This window comes from Borrelia hispanica CRI (genome assembly GCF_000500065.1).
GTDB lineage: Bacteria > Spirochaetota > Spirochaetia > Borreliales > Borreliaceae > Borrelia > Borrelia hispanica.
The window spans coordinates 1-1,351 of sequence record NZ_AYOU01000067.1; the positions used below are offsets into that span (position 1 = coordinate 1).

Consider the following 1,351-nt stretch of genomic DNA (forward strand, 5'->3'; position numbering starts at 1 on the left):
AAGAACTAGTAAAAATTTATGACTTAAACATAAGTGATGTAAAAGGCTTATCAAAGCTTTATACAAATGCTGATCTTAATTTTGAAATTAAAGATAGAATATCGTTAGATGATACATTCTTTGAAATTATTAAGATTGATTCTAGCGTTGGCTATCAGACACTAATTTTAAGGAATATCAAATGGATATAGACATTGAACTTGAAATTGGTTGGTTTGATGTACGTTCAAAAGAAGCACGTATGCATGAAAAGGGAAGTCATAAACTTCCAATACGTAAACATTTAACCAAAATAGCCAATTTATCTGAATTTCAAGAATATGTTAATACCGATTACATGAGAAGTGAATTTAATAAGAGCATAGAGAATGGCATGAATGCATTTGGAATTGCATTTATCAATTACTATAAGAATTATGTCTTATCATCTAAAATTACGCCTAAACTATCTCCAAAAACAATTGCTTTAAAGAGAAATAAAGGAAGCAAAACTCCAGAAATACCACTTATTGATACAGGACTTATGCTTAATTCAATTGAATATAGGATAAATAAATGATTCTAGATATTACTACTGTTGAAAAATGCTTAATATCAACTCTAAAAGAGTTTATCAAATTTGCAAGTATTTATAATCTTGATGTTGGTATTATAAATACATATAACCATCCATACATGTCTCAATATACAATAAATAATTCAAATATAATTGCTGTGCATTTTAATAATATTGATGGTCTCTTTAATCATAATTCAAGAACAGGTGTATTTTATAATAATGTCAACGAATTTGCTATCAATTTTCAACTATATTTTATGGCATTAACGAACAATTCAAACAAAGATGCATATGAAAGACTTATGTTACTTTATACATTATTTAGTGACTTCTTATATGACTTTGCAACTCAAAGCTTTACTTTTACACCTGAAGATAATGACTACCAAATAAATTTGAAATTTTATATTCACCATACAACAAATATGCAAAACAATGGTCTCCTTGACATAAATAGCAATCATAGCAACTTAACTTATTGTTTAAGTCAAGGATTTAGAGCAAATATACAAATAGAAGAAGAAAAAATTAAGGAGAAAAATAATGCCAGCTGATACAATTAGTGTTAATTTAACGCATTCTAGATTGGATCTAAATCAAGTAAGTTATTATACACCACTACTTGTCTATAAATGTTCAAAAATTAAACTTAATACTACATCACCAAAATATAAAATATTATATTTAAATATAAATGATTATGAACAAGCAATTGATGCACTTGAAAAAGAAGGTAGCAATGGTGACGATGAATTTAATAAAGAAAAAGAATATTTAAAACAAGCAATTCAA

The 1,351-nt window shown here is 26.3% G+C and carries 4 protein-coding genes; all 4 read left to right on the forward strand.

Going from position 1 to position 1,351, the window contains the following annotated elements; genetic code table 11:
• Positions 1-191 (forward strand): DUF1506 family protein (locus tag U880_RS0101755; RefSeq protein ID WP_024654523.1); only part of this gene is annotated, 191 nt, incomplete at its 5' end.
• The gene (locus tag U880_RS0101760; protein WP_024654524.1) at positions 182-559 is read left to right on the forward strand and encodes a hypothetical protein; all 378 of its coding nucleotides are present in this window, start codon (positions 182-184) and stop codon (positions 557-559) included. The genes U880_RS0101755 and U880_RS0101760, both read left to right, overlap by 10 nt.
• On the forward strand, positions 556-1,113 hold the full coding sequence (locus U880_RS09870) for a DUF764 family protein (RefSeq protein WP_038358851.1): 558 nt from the start codon (positions 556-558) through the stop codon (positions 1,111-1,113). The genes U880_RS0101760 and U880_RS09870 overlap by 4 nt, the downstream gene beginning before the upstream one ends.
• Positions 1,103-1,351, forward strand: a 249-nt coding sequence (locus U880_RS0101770; protein ID WP_024654525.1) for a DUF787 family protein, incomplete at its 3' end; no start/stop codon positions are given. The genes U880_RS09870 and U880_RS0101770, both read left to right, overlap by 11 nt.

Bases quoted from the DNA above. Each gene is read 5' to 3' on its own strand.
- U880_RS0101760 (WP_024654524.1), top strand. From the start codon at position 182: ATGGATATAGACATTGAACTTGAAATTGGTTGGTTTGATGTACGTTCA.
- U880_RS09870 (WP_038358851.1), top strand. From the start codon at position 556: ATGATTCTAGATATTACTACTGTTGAAAAATGCTTAATATCAACTCTA.